This is a genomic window from Micromonospora sp. NPDC051296 (genome assembly GCF_040682255.1).
Taxonomy (GTDB): Bacteria; Actinomycetota; Actinomycetes; order Mycobacteriales; family Micromonosporaceae; genus Micromonospora; species Micromonospora craterilacus.
On record NZ_JBFBAO010000178.1, the window covers coordinates 1 to 13,868 of the forward strand.

Consider the following 13,868-nt stretch of genomic DNA (forward strand, 5'->3'; position numbering starts at 1 on the left):
TACTTGGCGGGCGTTAGGGCCGTTCAACCCCCCGGCCTACTTCATGATCAACCCAGCGGTCAGGGGGGCAGGGGGGCAGGGGGTCAGGGAGCAGGGGGCAGGGGGCAGGGGGCAGGGGGCAGGGCAGGCGGCGCAGCCAGCGGCGCTGCCAGGGCGTCTCCACGGCCCCGGGCCGGTAGGCGGCCCGCACCCAGGCGACTGCCCGCTCGGCGGGCAGCCCGTCGAGGATCGCGAGCGCCGCCAGCGCGGTGCCGGTACGGCCCGTGCCGCCGCGGCAGGCCGCCTCCACCCGTTCGCCCGCGTACCCACGTCGCAGCGCCTCGTGCAGGGCATCCAGGGCGTCGGCCCGGTCCGTCGGCACCCAGAAGTCCGGCCACCGCACCCGCCGGTGCGCCCAGGTGGGCACCGGCCCGGGCGCGAGCAGCAGGCTGAAGTCGGCCGGTGAGGCCGGGTCGGCGATGCGCCGCCCGCGCACCCGCACGCCGCCGGGCAGCTCGACCACACCGACGTCGTCCGTCCAGCCCGGCCCGCCACCCATCGCGCCAGTATCCGCCCGCGCCACGGTCACCCGCCGGGCAGGGGTGCGATGGACGGTCAGTGGGGTGGGGTCTGGTCGGGGCGCTGACGATCGTCGGCCCAGGCGCTGCGGTAGATGGTGCCGCGCCCGTGTGGGTCGGGCACGCCGGCCGGCGCCGACTCGACCAGAGCTTCGCTGGTGTCGTTCGACCGCAGGCCGCCGGCCCGCCGCGACCGGCGCATCCGGGTGACGACGAACCAGGCCAGTCCGCCCACGCACGCGACGATGACCAGGTTCTGCAGCACGCCGGCGTACCCCTCGACCAGGTGCCAGTTGTCGCCGAGCAGGTAGCCGGCCATCACGAAGGTGGTGTTCCAGATCAGGCTGCCCAGAGTGGTGTAGGCGACGAAGGTGAGCAGCGGCATGCGCTCCACCCCCGCCGGGATGGAGATCATGCTCCGGAAGATCGGGATCATCCGGCCGAAGAAGACGGCCTTGACGCCGTGCCGCAGGAACCACTCCTCGGTGCGGTCGATGTCGCTGAGTTTCACCAGCGGCAGCTTGGCCGCGATCGCCCGCGTCCGCTCCCGACCGAGCACGGCACCGATCCAGTAGAGCGCCAGCGCACCCAGCACCGAGCCGAGCGTGGTCCAGAAGATCGCTCCGACCACGCTCATCCGGCCCTGGGCCGCGACGAACCCGGCGAGCGGCAGGATCACCTCGCTGGGAATCGGCGGGAAGAGATTCTCCAGCGCCACGGCCAGCCCCGCACCCGGGCCGCCGAGCCGCTCGACCAGATCGGTGACGAAGCCGACCAGACCGTCCTCGGGCGGCGCGGACTGGCCGACGACGCCGGTGGCGGACGGGGCGTGCGGGGACTGAATCATGCGCAACAACCTACGAACTGAACCTGAGAGCCGCCCAGCCGGCCGTCGACCTGCCGGGCGGGAGGCCCGTAGGCTGCGCAAGCGTGGCAGCAGAACCGGTGCGCGGTCCACTGACGATCGCCGTCGCCCAACCGACCTGCGTCGCGTACGACGTCGCCGCGAACGTGGTGGCGCACGCGGCGTCGGTCCGCGCGGCGTCGGCCCGGGTGGTGGTCTTCCCGGAACTCTCGCTGACCGGCTACGAGTTAGACGCCGCGCCGGTCGACCCGTCCGACCCCCGGTTGGCGCCACTGGTCGAGGCTTGTGCCGAGACGGGGACGCTGGCCCTGGTCGGTGCCCCGGTGGCCGGCGAGCACATCGCCACCCTGGCGGTGCGGGGCGCCGGCGTGCGGGTGGCGTACCGGAAGATGTGGCTCGGTCCGGTCGAGGCCCGCCGGTTCACGCCGGGCCCGGCCCCGGCGATGCTGGCGGTCGACGGCTGGCGGCTCGGCCTGGCGATCTGCAAGGACACCGGCATCGCGGAGCACGCCGCCCGCACCTGCGCCCTGGGGGTCGACGCCTACCTGGCATCCATCCTGGACTCGGCCGCCGAGGCGGCGGTGCCCGACGAGCGGGCGCTGCGGATCGCCACCACGCACCGGGTCTTCGTCGCGGTCGCCAGCTTCGCCGGTTCCACCGGCGGTGGCTACTCCGAGGCGGCCGGCCGGTCGGCGATCTGGGCGCCGGACGGCTCGGTGCTCGTCCGGGCCGGCACCGCACCCGGCGAGTACGTGCACGCCACCCTGACCTGACCTCGGCCAGTCATCAGTCCTCGTCGTCGTTGTCGGGCAGCGTCGCTTCGAGCCGGTCGAGCAGGCTGTCGAACCGGTCGGCGAAGTCGGCCGGGAGCCGGCCGCGCTCGACCTCGTCCTCGAGGCGTTCACGCACCTCCTCGATCCGCTTCTCGCGGTCCTTCGGCTTGCCCCCGGCCAGTTTGGCGAGCTCCTGGCGCAGCTTGTCGGCGGCCTTGTCGTCGATCTTGCCGGCGAGCTGCGCCTCGGTGAGCAACGCGGCGAACTCGACAGCGGCCTGCCGCAGGCTCACCGGCTCGGGCCGGGCCGTCGACGGAGTGGCGCTGGGTCGCGGCGTGGCCGGTGCGGTGGAGGTCGGCGGGGCGGCCGGGGATGTCGTGGCCGTGCCCGTGGCCGTGGGCGGCGTGTCGCCGCGGTTGCCGAGGGCAAGTACCGCGCCCAGACCGACCAGCAGGGCCAGACCGGCCGCGACCAGCGCGCCGACCGGCGGGCCGGACCGCCGCGACCGGCTGGGCCGCCGGCCGGTGGCGGGCACGGGGCGGGCCGCACCACGCGCCGGACCGCCGGCCGTCGACCACCGGCCGGCGTCGCCTCGCCGCGGGCCGCCGGTCGCGGACCACGGGCCGTCGTCGCTCCCCTGCCCCGCAGCGGTGGCCGGCACAGCGGCGGCGGCGGACCACGATCCGGCGCGGTCGATAAGGGTCGGCGGCTGCGCGGACCCTGGCTCCGCCGAGGTGGGCGCGCCGGCGGGAGTGGAGATGATCGGTAGGACGGCGGTGGACGGCCCCGCCGGCCCGGTCGCGCCGGCCCGGAACCGGGCGGCCAGCTGCCCGGCGGTGGGCCGTCCGGCCGGATCGGGATCGAGGCAGGCCAGCACCAGCTCGGCGAGGTCGGCCGGCAGCCCCGGTACGCGCAGCGACGCCACGGGCGGGCGGTGGGCGTGCACCGCAACGGCGTCCTCCCAGTCGCGTACGGGCAGCGGGACGTCGCCGGTGAGGGTGCGGTAGAGCAGAGCGCCGAGCGCGTACACGTCGCTGGCCGGGTTCGGCGCCCCGGCGCTCAACCGCTCCGGCGCGGTGTACGCGGGCGTACCCATCATGGGTTCGCCGGCCGCTCGGGTACCGGCGTGCTGCGGCCCGGCGAGCGCGGCGATGCCGAAGTCCAGCACCTTGGCGCCGGTCTCGGTGAGCATGACGTTGCCCGGCTTGATGTCGCGGTGCACCACCCCGAGGCGGTGTGCGGCGGCCAGCGCGGCGGCGACCTGGGCGGCCATCCGGAGGGCCTGCGGCCAGGGCAGCGGACCGTCGGCCAGCCGATCGGCGAGGTTCTGCCCGTCGACCAGTTCCATCACCAGGTACGGCACGACCGTCCCGCCGTCGAGGGTGGCCTCGGCGTAGTCGTACACCTGGGTGACGTGCGGGTGCGTCAGGCGGGCCGCGGCGCGGGCCTCCCGGCGGATGGTGGCCCGCAGGTCCGGGTCGACGGCGAACGTTCCGGCGAGGACCTTCACCGCGACGGGCCGGCCCAACACCTCGTCGTCGGCGCGCCACACCTCGGACATTCCGCCGAGGCCGATGCGGTCGTGCAACACGTAGCGGTCGTGCAACCGCAGGTTGGGCGTGAACGGCGACATGGGGGCCCAGTCTGCCTGGTCTCCCGCCCGGTCCACCACCCGCCCGGCCCGGTTGCCCCCGGTCCGGGCGGATAGTGTGTTACCGCCGTTCAGCCGCAAACTGCGGTTTTGTCAGGCGCAGCCTGCGGGGTCAGCAGGCACCCGCCGGGATGTTGCGGGCGGAGCTGGTCGGGGTGGGCTGGATCTGGTCGGCGAGCCGGCGCAGGGCACCGGCCGCGAGGCGGCGGGGGGCAGCGAGCCGGGCGGTGCGGGGTGGCTCGGCGCGGACCGGCGCGTCCGGGCGGGCCGAGTTGACGTGACGCATGACCGCGTCGACGGCGACGATGAAGCCAGTGGGCTGTTCCATGGTCAACTCCTCGGGACTGGTCCGGAGCTGGTCCGGACGACGAGTGTGGTGGGCAGCAGGATCTGACCCGCCGAGGCGTCCACGGGCGGGTCGAACAGGAGTTCGGCGGCGGTGCGCCCCTTCTCCTCGCCGGGCTGCCGGACGGTGGTCAGGCCGGCCGGCAGCGCCTCGGGGATGTCGTCGAAACCGGTCACCGACACGCGGCGGCCCTCCCCGCCGCTGGCGCGCAGCGCGTCGAGCGCGCCCAGGGCGAGGACGTCGGAGCAGGCGAGCACCGCGGTGCACGGCTCGGGGCCGGCGTTCAGGGCACGGACGGCGGCGGCGCCGGCGGCCCGGTCGTTGTCGGCGGCGGAGAGCACCGTCAGGTCGGTCCAGCCGACGCCGGCCGCCGCGAAGGCGTCGGCAAAGCCGGCGAGGCGGTCACGGGTGGTGGGATGCGGCACGTCGGCCACGTCGGCCACCCGCAGTCGCCCGGTGGCGGCGTCGGGCAGCACGTCGTGGGCGAGCAGGGCGACCCGCCGGTGGCCGAGGGCGGTCAGGTGCTCGGCGGCCGACCGGGCGGCGGCCCGCTCGTCGATACCGACCCACCGGTCGCCCTGCCGGGGACGCGAGGACGTGGTGACGAACGGCAGGCCCCGGCCGCGGATCGTGTCGATGATCCCCTCCTCGTCACCGGCGCAGTAGACGCAGAAGCCGTCGACGGCAGCGTTCTCCACCGCTTTCCGCGCGCCTGCGGGATCGACGGGCAGCGGCACCAGCAGCAGGTTGCTGTCGTGCCGCTCGGCCGCCGCGGCGACCCCGGTGAGGAACCGCACCGCGAAGGGGTCGGTGAACGCGTACGACAGCCGCGAGGTGAACAGCACCCCGATGGCGCCGACGAAGCCGCGCCGCAGCGACCGGGCCGTCGGGTTCGGCCCGGGATAGCCCATCTGCCGCGCGGTGTCGAGGATGCGCTGCCGCAGCTCCGCGGAGAGCTGGTCGGGGCGGCCGTAGGCGTTGGAGACGGTGCTGCGGGAGACACCGACGGCCTCGGCGACGGCCTGCAGGGTCGGCTTCACGGCCCCCTCCCCTCTTCTGGATCGATACAGTCTGGATCGATCCAGAGACTAGACGCAGGATCCGGAGGTGTCAATGCACAAGACAGCCGTACCCGGCGCGCCGGGTACGGCTGGTCGCCGGTCAGCCGCGCGGGCCGGTCACCGGGAATCGAGCTCGGCGATCATCCGTTTGAGGATCTCCGGCGTACGCTCGGGCGGCTCGGCCTCGACGCAGAGCCGCTCCATCGCCACCGCGTAGTAGTCGAGGTCCTCGCGCTTGTCCAGGTAGATCGCGCTGGTCAACTGCTCGATGTAGACGATGTCGGGCAGGTCCTGGTCGCCGAAGCGCAGAATGGTGAAGGCACCGCCGGCGGCGGCATGCCCACCGGCGGCGAACGGGATGACCTGCACCCGGATGTTCGGCGTCTGGGTGGCCTCGAGCAGCGCCTCGAGCTGACCGCGCATCACCTGCGGCCCGCCGATCGGCCGGCGCAGCGCCGCCTCGTCGACGACCGCCCACAACCGGGACGGACGCGGCCGGCGCAACACCTCCTGGCGTCGCATCCGCAGGTCCACCCGGCGGTCGATCTCCCCCGGGCCGGCCCGGCCGTGACCGAGCAGCACCACGGCCCGGGCGTACTCAGGGGTCTGCAGCAGACCCGGGACGAACTGGACCTCGTAGCTACGGATGAGTGCCGCCGCGGCCTCCAGGCCGAGGTACGACTGGAACCACGGCGGCAGCACGTCGCCGTAGCGATGCCACCAGCCCGGGTTGTTCGCGTCGCGGGCCAGCTTGAGCAGCGCCGCGCGCTCCTGATCGGCGGTGACACCGTAGAGGGTGAGCAGATCGGCGACGTCGCGCTCCTTGAACCCGACCCGACCCAGCTCCATCCGGCTGATCTTCGATTCGGAAGACCGGATCTCCCAGCCGGCGTTCTCCCGGGTCACCCCGCGCGACTCGCGGAGCCGCCGCAACTGGGCTCCGAGCAGCATCCGCAGCACGGTCGGGCCCGCCGCCGGGCCCTCCTCGGCGGAAACCATGGTCACCTGCCGTCCTCCGCATGCCGTCAGCGAGCGCACCGGGTGGACCGGCGCGACCGACGTGTAAGCATGCCATGAACCTTCAGTTAGGTGAACCTCCATCCCGCGCGCGGCGAATCCCGTCGATGGGATGGCAGGTCAGCCGATCAGATGATCGAAGTCCCCGTCCCGGGCGCCGAGCACGAACGCCGCGATCTCGTCCACGGTGTAGATCAGCGCCGGCCCCTCGGGGTGCCGGGAGTTGCGCATCGCGATCCCCGCTCCCCCGGGCAGCTCCGCCAGTTCGACGCAGTTTCCACTGGGATTGCTGCGCCGGCTCTTCTGCCAGGCGAGGGGAGGCAACTGGTGGGCGGGTACACCGTTGAGCGGCTGCTGCATGGGGGCGTCTGTTCTCTCCGGTAGGCGCCGGCGCCGTGGGAGGAGCGGTAGCGGCACGAGGGGACGATGTCGATTGGATCATTCTGCATCTGCACGTGCATCTGCTATTGCATCTGCATTGGACAGCGAGCATGATAGCGCATGTGAGCGGTACCCAACCGCTCACATTCTGTTACGTGAACCTGGCCCTCACCAGGGGAAACGAGGTGTCCGCCAGCACCCGTCGGCCGGTGCTGGGACGCGCGTCGCGGCGAAGGGAGAGGTCGTGCCGGATCCGCTGACCGTCGCGTCCGGCCTCTGCGCCGTGGGAGCCCTGCTCTCCTCCTGGCAGCTGGGACGCCGGGCCGTACGCGCCGAGGCCGAGATCGGCCGCCTGCAGGCCGAGCTCACCGCCGAACGGCACGCCGCCAGCCACGACCCGCTGACCGGCCTGCCCAACCGGCGCGCCTTCTACCGCCTCGCCGCGACGCTGCTCACCGACTGCGCCGGCCGGCCGCTGGTCGCGGTGGTGCTCGACGTCGACGACTTCAAACAGGTCAACGACCGGTACGGGCACGCCGTCGGCGACCAGGTGCTCATCAGCGTCGCCGAGCGGCTGGCCACCTTCGCCGGCGACAACCCGGTGGCCCGGCTCGGCGGTGACGAGTTCGCCGGGCTGCTGGCCAGCCCGACCGTGGACCGACGGTGGATCGACCACGCCACCCGGCGGTTGTACGACATGCTCGCCGCACCGATCCCGATGGGCACGGTCACCCTGCGGGTGACCGCCTCGGTCGGCCTGGCCCCGGTGCACGGGACCCAGCTCACCGAGGCGCTCGACCGCGCCGACGCGGCGATGTACGAAGCCAAGGGGCTGGGGGCAGCCCGGCCGAGCCGGGCGCTGCGCGACACCGCACACCTCGCCGAGTGCTGATCGCGTCCGTCGGCGGCGCCAGTCGCGCCGGCGGGCGGATGCTCAGTGCCAGCCGTACCCGGCGCGCAACGCCTGGCCGACCCGGTCGAATCGGGCCCGGTCCAACACCGCGCCCTCACGCCGGATGCCGTCCTCGCGCATGGTCAGCACCCGGTCCAGCCGCACCCAGCTCGGCCGGTTCTCCCGGTCCCATTCGCCCGGCCCGAGAGCCAGCCAGTGCCGCTCCCCGTCGCGGTCTCGCTGGCTGGAGAGCATCAGCCCGAACAGCGTCCGGCTGTGCCGGCCCACCACCAGCACCGGCCGGTCCTTGCCCTGCCGGGGATCATCCTCGTAGGACACCCAGGTCCAGACGATCTCCCCCGGGTCGGCCTGCCCGTCGGGCTCCGGGGCGTACGACAGCTCGCGGCGCTGCAATGCGGTGACCTGGCGGGGCCGCGCGACCCGGGCCGAGGTCGGCCCGGCACGCCGGGGGGTCGGGATCGCCGCGCTGACGCGGGCCGCCACACTCCTGAACAGACCAGCCACGGCGGCAGCCTATCCGCTGCCGCCAACCCTGGCGTCGGCAGGGACACCGCACCGTGCCCAACGGCCCGGGTCTCATCGTGCTGCCGGGCGGTCCCGCGCCGTGCTATGGCCGGGCCTCACCCGGCCCGGGGATCGGATCGATCGAGCCGTCGGCGGCGGCGGGCAGCCGGGCGACCATCTCCCGGAACTCGCCGACGGTGACCGTCTCGCGTAGCGTCGCGAAGACCGCCGCCGCCCCCACGCCCGCCGTCTGCTCGTCCACCCCGGCCCGCTGGCCGACCCGATGCAGGAAGTCCGCGGGCGACGACCCGGTGCCCGGCACACCGCTCAACTCGTCCGGCAGGTAGCCGGTCGGGTCGGCCGTCGGGTTGCCGGTCATCCGCTCCACCACGGTCTGCAGCACCGCGCGCGCGACGGCGGCGGCCAGTTCGGGCGGCAGGCCGGAGCGGCGCGACACCGCGTCGACGAATAGGGGAAACCGCACGGCGCCCTCCTGTCGTCAGCGCGGCGCTGGTTACCCCCGCCCGTCCCCGGTAAACAGGCACACCACGCGGGCCGGCGACGACACCAGGGCAGCTGGGCAGCGAGCGTCGAGGGGCACGCAGCGCGCCGAGGTGGTCGGCGCGCCGCGTGCCCGGGCCGACCCGCTGCCGACCGGGCGGAGCCGAGGCTCCACACCGGGCGAGGAGGTCGCCCGAGGTCTTCCAGCCGTCGTACGCCGGCTCGCCCGCACGTCGCGCCCCCGTTTCACACCACGTGCACGCGCTCTGGAAGACCGCTCTGGCATCCGGCCGTGCCACGATCAACCGATCCGGCCACAAGGGTTGCCAAAGTGATCGTCATCGTAGCCGTACAGTTAGGACTGTTGTCAACACTTGATTCCGGATCGAGCCCTCGTGTAAATCTGGTGTTCCGCTGCGCGAGGAGTCCCCATGCCTGAGGCCCCTGACCGACCCGGCGAGACCTTCGCCGAGCGCCTCGACTGGCTGTTCCGCACCACCCTGGACTCGACCGGCAAGCCGTACAGCGTCCGACACGTGGCCAGCGAGCTGACCCGGCGTGGGTGCCGGATCTCCCACACCCATCTGAGCAATCTTCGGCAGGGGCGGTCACCGGATCCGCGGCGTTCGGTGGTGGAGGCCATCGCCGCCTTCTTCGGCCGGCCCCCCGCCTTCTTCACCGGCCAGGACCCGCACGATCTGGTCCACGTACTGGCCGACCCGCACATCAAACAGGTGGCGATGCGGCTGGTCGACGCCCGCCTGTCCCCCGAGGGGCACGCGGCCGTGGTGGCGATGATCGAGCAGGTGCAACGGCTGGAGGCCGCCGCCCGTAGCCGGCGCGATGCTGTCGAACGGCCCACCGGCGGTGGCTGAGACCGAGCCGGCAGGCGGTGCGGCGGTCACCCCGGGCTGCGTACGCCTCGCCCGGTGGTGGCGGTGGGAGGAGACCACCTCCACCCGGTACGTCCACCAGGTACGCCGCTGCGACGAAGTGCTGCACGGCCTGGTCGTGCCGCACCCCTTCGCCCTGACGGACTTCATCGCCGAACTGGCCCGCCGACGTGGGCGACCGCTGGTGGTGCGGGCCCTGCGGACCCGGCGCGCCGAGGCCCGGGCCGTGTGGTGCCGCGGCGCCCGCACCGACCACATCCTGGTCAGCTCGCCGCGCCCGCGTCTGCACCGCGACCACCTCGTGCTGCACGGCATCGGTCACATGCTCCTCGGTCACGTCGGCGGCCCCGCCGTCGCTGCCGGTCTCGCCCAGGTGCTCGGCGAGGTCGACGCGGCCCGCCTGGCCCGACAGGGCAGGCGCGCGGTCTACACGCTCGACGAGGAGTGGCAGGCCGAGGTCTTCGCCACCCGGGTGCAGCAGTTGGCCGGCCTCCGTAACACCGACCCGCCGCCCGCCCCGGAGGCCGTCCTGGCCCGGCTCTCCGCCACTCTGGAGCGTGCGCCGTGCCGCGCCCGCTGATCGGTAGAATCGCCCAGCCGGGCCGCGCCGTTGACGAATGGTGGCGAGTCCGCCACTCTCGGACGTCGCTCCGGTCGCCGGGACACCCCGCGGGCCGCCGGAGCGGCCGAGGGAGAAGCTGATGGGACGTTCGAGCGGAGCCAACCTGAGCGACCTGCGGGATCAGTCGATGCGGTTGCTGGCCGCGCTCAAGCTGCCCGCCACCTTCACCTTCGCCCAGTTGCACGACCGGGTCGAGCAACACCGGGAACGGCCCGTGCACCTCATCCCCCGGCGGCTGCCGGCACTGGCGCCGCACGGCCTGTGGGTGGCCGGCGAGTTCGCCGACTACGTCTTCTACGACGCCGACGCCAGCGCGGTGCGGCAGAGCCTGATCATCGGCCACGAGTACGGCCACATGATGTTCGACGACGCCTCCGTACCCGGCGACCTCGAACACCTCACCGCCCTACTCATGCCGTCGGTGGACCCGTCCGTGCCGCAGGTGATGCTGGCCCGCAGCGGGTACGACGAGCCGATCGAACGTCGCGCCGAGATCTTCGGGACCATCGCCGTGCAGCGGGCGGAGTCCTGGTCGGAGATCCCGGCCACGGAACCGGCGGATCCTGAGGTGTCCGCGCGGCTGACCGCGACGCTGGAGGGACGGGCCCCGCGGTGGTGAGCATCGTTCGTGGCGCGATGATCGTGGTGACCCTGGTCTGTTGGGGCATGAGCCTGTACAAGCTGCGCGACCTGGCCCGGGACCGGGGCAATCTGCCGCTGCGGGCACTGTGCCTGGCGCTGCTGGCGATCACCCTGTCGATGACGATCCAGCCGTTCATGCCGAGGATCGACCAGTTCCTCGGCCTGCTGGACGCCGCCCGGCTGATCTCCAACTGTCTCTCCCTGCTGTGCGCCACCGCCGCGCAGGCCTTCCTGCTCTACATGACCAGCGACGACGCCGAGACCCGGCGGAGCGTACGGCGCCGCAGCGTGGCCCTGGCGGTCACCGTGACGGCGATGGTGGCCCTGTTCGCCGTGACGCCGCCCGCGACCGGGCTCGCCGAACCCCGGGTACGCGACGGCGAGTACTACGGCGAGCCCTTCGACGCGCCGTTCCTCTACGTCTACCTGGCCTTCCTGGGCTGGTCGCTGGTGCAGGTGGTGATCCTGGCCGGCCGGTACGCCCGGATCGCGCACCGGCCGCTGCTGCGCTTCGGGCTCCGGCTGATCGTCGCCGGCTCGCTGTGGGGGCTGGCCTACGTGTCGGCCAAGCTGGTCGCGGTCGCCGTGGGCATCCTGCGACCGGACTGGGCGTTGGCCGCGGACGCGCTGGTGGTGCTCACCTTCACCACCTCGATCCTGCTGGTACTGATCGGGTCCACCCTGCCCTCCTGGGGACCGATGGTGGGGCTCGACCGCCTGTGGGAGTGGGCGGGTGCGCTGCGCGACTATCGTCGCCTCCACCCGCTGTGGCGGCGCATCCACGACGTGCTGCCGCAGATCGCGCTGCTCCCCCCAGCGACCGGGGTACGCGGGGCGCTCGCCGTGGCCCGCGACGCCTCGCTGCGCCGGGTCAGGATCACCGTCGAGATCCTCGACGGGTACGCCAGCCTGCGCCCGTGGATGTCCGGCGCCGTCGCCGCGCACGCCGAGCAGGTGGCGCGGCAGCACGGCCTGTCCGGGCAGCAGCGGGCGGCCGTCGTCGAGGCCGCCGTGATCGGCGCGGCGTTGCGGGCGCGACGGGACGGCCTACCCGCCGCCGACGGGACCGGGCAACGACCGGACCCGTTCCCCGGCCCCGGCACCGATCTCGGCGCGGCCGACCAGGTGACCTGGCTGGCCCGGGTCGCCCGGGCGCTGTCGACCCCGCTGGTCCGGACGATCATCAAGGAGTCCGGTCCGCGCCCCGGAACCACTCCGGTCCAGCCCGCCGAGCGGTAGCCCCCGCCCCGCACCGTCGAGAGGTAGACCTGTGCCCACCGCCGTCGACCCGAACACCCGCGCCACCTCGTACCGGGTGGCCCGGGCCACCACCGAGGTGTTCGCGCCCGCGGTGCTCGCCGCCGTCATGCCCCTGGTCGTCGCGGTGCACAGCACCGCGCCGGCCGTCGTGGCCGGGCTCGGCTGGGCCGCGCTGGCCGTGCTGTTCTGCTCCGCCGTCCCGTACGGGATCATCTGGCTGGGCGTACGGCGTGGCCAGCTGACCGACCACCACATCGGCGAACGTAGCCAGCGCCGCCGGCCACTGCTCTACGGGCTGCTCTCCGTGCTGGTCGGCCTGGCGGCGCTGGTGCTGCTCGGCGCGCCGGGCCCGCTGGTGGCAATGGTGGTGGTGATGTTCGCCGTCGGGGCCGCCGTCACCGTGGTCAACCAGGTGTGGAAGTTGAGCGCCCACGCGGCGGTCAGCGCCGGTTCGGTGTCCGTCCTGATCGTCCTGTTCGGCGCGGTGGCGGCCCCGCTGGTGGCCCTGGTCGCGCTGGTGGGCTGGTCACGGGTCCGGCTCGGCGACCACACCCTCGGCCAGGTGCTCGCGGGCGCGACGCTCGGCGCGCTCGTCGCCGTCCCGATCTTCGTGCTGCTCAGCTGAGCGTGCCGCCGGCCGTCGGCGTCTCGTCGTCGGCAGCACGCGACAGTCGGGCCTCCCGCCAGTGTGCCGCCCGCCGGGCGTCCACGGTGTAGCACAGTTCCCGCGGCCCCTCCGGCCGTCCGGCCACCCGGGCGAACGGTAGCCCGCGGCCGGCGTAGTCGTAGTGCGCCTTCAGCAGCCGGGTGAGCCCGGCCATCGCCCCGATGATCTTCTTCCGGGGCCGCCCGGTGGCCTGGGCCAGATCCGGCACGGTGAACAGCCGTTCCGGCTCCGCCGCGAGCGCGTCGAGCACCGCCGCCACCGTCCGGTGGGTGGCGCTGCGCCCCTGGCTGAGCCGGCGCAGATCCTCCACCGTCCAGTCCGTTGTCGGTGGCCGCCGCTCCGGCTCGGAGCGGCGTCGGGGCACCGGCGCTACCCGCTGCCGGGCGTCGAGGTCGGCCAGCAGCCGGGCGACGTGCGGGATGTACGCCAGCGGCACCGCCACCAGCACCATGCCCTCCGGGGCGGCGCCCGGCGCACCACCCGCCAGGGGCGGGTACGGCGGCTCTCCCGGCAGCACGTTCACGAGGTCGTCGGCGAGGCGGCGGTCGGGGCGGGCACGAACCGGTACCCCAGGCCGCGGACGGTCACGATCATCGGCGTCTGGTCCCCGTCCAGCGCGAGCCGCCGGCGCAGCCGCTTGATGTGCACGGTCAGGGTGTTGGACGTTTCGTCGGAGACCCCGCCCCACACGGCGGCGAGCAACTGCTCGCGGGTAACCGTCCGCTCGGCGTGGCTCATGAAGAAGTAGAGGAGCTTGAACTCCTTCATCGGCAGCGCCACCGCCTGGCCGTTCAGGCGCACCTCGAACGTGGCCGGGTCCACCCGCAGTCCGCCGAGCTCGATCGGTGGGTCGAGGGCGCTGGCGGTCTCCGGGCGGATGGCCCGCAGAATGGGCAGCACCTCGTCGGCCCGGTACGGGCGGCGGACGCAGGCCGTCGCGCCGGCCTTCAGCGCCGCCACGGCGACCCCGCCGTCGTCGTCCCCCACCCCGACCACGGTCGCGATGCCGGCCCGACGGGCGAGCAGCCGCACGAGTTCCGTGCTGCTCATGGTGACCAGCCCGGCGGCGACCACCGCGGCGTCCGGCTGCAGGGCGCCTGCGGCCAGCAGCGCCTCGGCGGCGTGCGGGTAGTGGTGTCCGCGTACCCGGTGGTCGGCCAGCTGGGTGACCAGCGCGGCACCCACGGTCTCGTCGTCGTCCACCACCAGCAGTAC

At 73.8% G+C, this 13,868-nt stretch carries 17 protein-coding genes and 1 pseudogene; 7 read left to right on the forward strand and 11 right to left on the reverse strand.

All coding sequences use genetic code 11. The features are described from left to right. Positions 1 to 130: 130 nt before the first annotated feature. Together AB0M52_RS19245 and AB0M52_RS19250 are read right to left on the reverse strand one after the other, a co-directional pair. Positions 131 to 538, reverse strand: a pseudogene (locus AB0M52_RS19245) (protein phosphatase); the annotation flags it as partial. A 56-nt stretch (positions 539 to 594) separates the two neighbouring features. Beyond that, positions 595 to 1,404: a DedA family protein gene (locus AB0M52_RS19250; RefSeq protein WP_363955232.1), complete on the reverse strand. Its 810-nt coding sequence runs from the start codon at positions 1,402 to 1,404 to the stop codon at positions 595 to 597. A 98-nt stretch (positions 1,405 to 1,502) separates the two neighbouring features. Here AB0M52_RS19250 and AB0M52_RS19255 point away from each other — a divergent pair, with 98 nt between their 5' ends. Beyond that, entirely contained in the window at positions 1,503 to 2,195 is a 693-nt protein-coding gene (locus AB0M52_RS19255; protein ID WP_363955274.1) for a carbon-nitrogen hydrolase family protein, read from the forward strand. A 13-nt stretch (positions 2,196 to 2,208) separates the two neighbouring features. On the opposite strand, the gene AB0M52_RS19260 is transcribed toward AB0M52_RS19255, so the two are convergent. The 5 genes from AB0M52_RS19260 to AB0M52_RS19280 all read right to left on the reverse strand — a co-directional run bounded on the left by AB0M52_RS19260 (position 2,209) and on the right by AB0M52_RS19280 (position 6,630). Continuing rightward, a complete protein-coding gene (locus tag AB0M52_RS19260) occupies positions 2,209 to 3,828 on the reverse strand; it encodes a serine/threonine-protein kinase (protein WP_363955235.1) in 1,620 nt (539 codons plus the stop codon). A gap of 130 nt (positions 3,829 to 3,958) precedes the next feature. After that, complete coding sequence (locus AB0M52_RS19265) at positions 3,959 to 4,174, reverse strand: hypothetical protein (protein WP_363955238.1); 216 nt, start codon at positions 4,172 to 4,174, stop codon at positions 3,959 to 3,961. A 2-nt stretch (positions 4,175 to 4,176) separates the two neighbouring features. Continuing rightward, a complete protein-coding gene (locus AB0M52_RS19270; protein WP_363955241.1) occupies positions 4,177 to 5,232 on the reverse strand; it encodes a LacI family DNA-binding transcriptional regulator in 1,056 nt (351 codons plus the stop codon). A 138-nt stretch (positions 5,233 to 5,370) separates the two neighbouring features. Then, entirely contained in the window at positions 5,371 to 6,258 is an 888-nt protein-coding gene (locus AB0M52_RS19275) for a helix-turn-helix transcriptional regulator (RefSeq protein ID WP_363955244.1), read from the reverse strand. Positions 6,259 to 6,390: 132 nt separating this feature from the next. Next, positions 6,391 to 6,630: a DUF397 domain-containing protein gene (locus AB0M52_RS19280; RefSeq protein WP_363955247.1), complete on the reverse strand. Its 240-nt coding sequence runs from the start codon at positions 6,628 to 6,630 to the stop codon at positions 6,391 to 6,393. Between the two features lie 265 nt (positions 6,631 to 6,895). On the opposite strand from AB0M52_RS19280, the gene AB0M52_RS19285 reads away from it, so the two are divergent. After that, the gene (locus AB0M52_RS19285; protein ID WP_363955250.1) at positions 6,896 to 7,543 is read left to right on the forward strand and encodes a GGDEF domain-containing protein; all 648 of its coding nucleotides are present in this window, start codon (positions 6,896 to 6,898) and stop codon (positions 7,541 to 7,543) included. Between the two features lie 42 nt (positions 7,544 to 7,585). Here AB0M52_RS19285 and AB0M52_RS19290 read toward each other — a convergent pair whose 3' ends face one another. Continuing rightward, entirely contained in the window at positions 7,586 to 8,068 is a 483-nt protein-coding gene (locus AB0M52_RS19290; RefSeq protein WP_363955252.1) for a type II toxin-antitoxin system PemK/MazF family toxin, read from the reverse strand. Between the two features lie 103 nt (positions 8,069 to 8,171). Beyond that, the gene (locus tag AB0M52_RS19295) at positions 8,172 to 8,552 is read right to left on the reverse strand and encodes a DUF2267 domain-containing protein (RefSeq protein WP_363955255.1); all 381 of its coding nucleotides are present in this window, start codon (positions 8,550 to 8,552) and stop codon (positions 8,172 to 8,174) included. A 448-nt stretch (positions 8,553 to 9,000) separates the two neighbouring features. Here AB0M52_RS19295 and AB0M52_RS19300 point away from each other — a divergent pair, with 448 nt between their 5' ends. The 5 genes from AB0M52_RS19300 to AB0M52_RS19320 all read left to right on the forward strand — a co-directional run bounded on the left by AB0M52_RS19300 (position 9,001) and on the right by AB0M52_RS19320 (position 12,611). Next, positions 9,001 to 9,444, forward strand: coding sequence for a hypothetical protein (locus tag AB0M52_RS19300; protein ID WP_363955258.1), 444 nt, complete (start codon positions 9,001 to 9,003; stop codon positions 9,442 to 9,444). Further along, the gene (locus tag AB0M52_RS19305; protein ID WP_363955261.1) at positions 9,437 to 10,042 is read left to right on the forward strand and encodes a hypothetical protein; all 606 of its coding nucleotides are present in this window, start codon (positions 9,437 to 9,439) and stop codon (positions 10,040 to 10,042) included. Before AB0M52_RS19300 ends, AB0M52_RS19305 begins: the two co-directional genes overlap by 8 nt. Before the next feature lie 121 nt (positions 10,043 to 10,163). Continuing rightward, the gene (locus tag AB0M52_RS19310; protein ID WP_363955264.1) at positions 10,164 to 10,703 is read left to right on the forward strand and encodes a hypothetical protein; all 540 of its coding nucleotides are present in this window, start codon (positions 10,164 to 10,166) and stop codon (positions 10,701 to 10,703) included. Next, entirely contained in the window at positions 10,697 to 11,965 is a 1,269-nt protein-coding gene (locus tag AB0M52_RS19315; protein ID WP_363955267.1) for an MAB_1171c family putative transporter, read from the forward strand. The genes AB0M52_RS19310 and AB0M52_RS19315 overlap by 7 nt, the downstream gene beginning before the upstream one ends. Before the next feature lie 127 nt (positions 11,966 to 12,092). After that, entirely contained in the window at positions 12,093 to 12,611 is a 519-nt protein-coding gene (locus AB0M52_RS19320) for a hypothetical protein (protein WP_363955277.1), read from the forward strand. On the opposite strand, the gene AB0M52_RS19325 is transcribed toward AB0M52_RS19320, so the two are convergent. Both AB0M52_RS19325 and AB0M52_RS19330 read right to left on the reverse strand, forming a co-directional pair. After that, positions 12,604 to 13,176 (reverse strand): hypothetical protein, encoded by a 573-nt coding sequence (locus AB0M52_RS19325; RefSeq protein WP_363955269.1) that lies wholly within the window; start codon positions 13,174 to 13,176, stop codon positions 12,604 to 12,606. The genes AB0M52_RS19320 and AB0M52_RS19325 overlap by 8 nt on opposite strands. After that, positions 13,173 to 13,868, reverse strand: a 696-nt coding sequence (locus AB0M52_RS19330) for a response regulator transcription factor (protein ID WP_363955272.1), incomplete at its 5' end; no start/stop codon positions are given. The genes AB0M52_RS19325 and AB0M52_RS19330, both read right to left, overlap by 4 nt.

Excerpts from the sequence above, each read along its gene's own strand:
- AB0M52_RS19320 (WP_363955277.1), top strand. The coding sequence starts at position 12,093 with ATGCCCCTGGTCGTCGCGGTGCACAGCACCGCGCCGGCCGTCGTGGCC.
- AB0M52_RS19310 (WP_363955264.1), top strand. The coding sequence starts at position 10,164 with ATGGGACGTTCGAGCGGAGCCAACCTGAGCGACCTGCGGGATCAGTCG.
- AB0M52_RS19280 (WP_363955247.1), bottom strand. The coding sequence starts at position 6,630 with ATGCAGCAGCCGCTCAACGGTGTACCCGCCCACCAGTTGCCTCCCCTC.
- AB0M52_RS19265 (WP_363955238.1), bottom strand. The coding sequence starts at position 4,174 with ATGGAACAGCCCACTGGCTTCATCGTCGCCGTCGACGCGGTCATGCGT.
- AB0M52_RS19300 (WP_363955258.1), top strand. The coding sequence starts at position 9,001 with ATGCCTGAGGCCCCTGACCGACCCGGCGAGACCTTCGCCGAGCGCCTC.
- AB0M52_RS19260 (WP_363955235.1), bottom strand. The coding sequence starts at position 3,828 with ATGTCGCCGTTCACGCCCAACCTGCGGTTGCACGACCGCTACGTGTTG.
- AB0M52_RS19250 (WP_363955232.1), bottom strand. The coding sequence starts at position 1,404 with ATGATTCAGTCCCCGCACGCCCCGTCCGCCACCGGCGTCGTCGGCCAG.